At 67.5% G+C, this 716-nt stretch carries 1 protein-coding gene; it reads right to left on the bottom strand.

Translation table 11 applies throughout. From position 1 onward, the window contains the following. The coding region (locus tag EOD07_RS36465; RefSeq protein WP_127238510.1) for an LLM class flavin-dependent oxidoreductase at window positions 1-690 on the bottom strand (690 nt) is incomplete at its 3' end. Window positions 691-716: the final 26 nt, after the last annotated feature.

Genomic DNA, 716 nt, shown 5'->3' with positions numbered 1-716 from the left:
GGTGGCGAGCGTTGCCTGATCGGTGCCGGCGCGCCTTGCCGCCTCGCGGTAGATATCGAACAGCGGCGCGAAGCGAGCCGGTTCGCCGCCAATGATGGCAAGCGCCAGCGGCAGGCCGAGCACGCCGGCGCGGGCGGCCGATTGCGGCGTGCCGCCGATGGCGATCCAGATCGGCAGCTTTTCCTGGAACGGACGCGGGTAGACGCCGCGGCCGTTGATCGGCGCGCGCAGCTTGCCCTGCCATGTCACCTTCACCTGGTCGCGGATGGCGAGCAACAGGTCGAGCTTTTCGGCGAAGAGCTCGTCATAGTCCTCGAGATTGTAGCCGAACAGCGGGAAGGATTCGATGAAGGAGCCGCGCCCGGCCATGATCTCGGCGCGGCCACCGGACAGAAGGTCGAGCGTCGCGAATTGCTGGAAGACGCGCACCGGATCGTCGGAGGAGAGCACGGTGACCGCGCTGGTGAGCTTGATGCGCTTCGTGCGCTCTGCCGCCGCGGCCAGCGCCACGACCGGCGCGGAGGCGGCATAATCGGGGCGGTGGTGCTCGCCCAGGCCGAAAACGTCGAGACCGACCTGGTCGGCCAGCTCGATTTCCTCGATGAGGTTGCGCAGCCGCTCATGCGGGCCGATGGCGCCGGGACTCGGCTCGGGGCTGACATCGGCGAAAGTGTAAAGACCGAGTTCCATCTGGTTGCGTCCTAAGGGCGTTGATG

This window comes from Mesorhizobium sp. M2C.T.Ca.TU.002.02.1.1 (assembly GCF_003997225.1).
The sequence above is the reverse complement of the archived record's forward strand: the minus strand, read 5'-3'. Positions and strand labels throughout refer to the sequence as shown.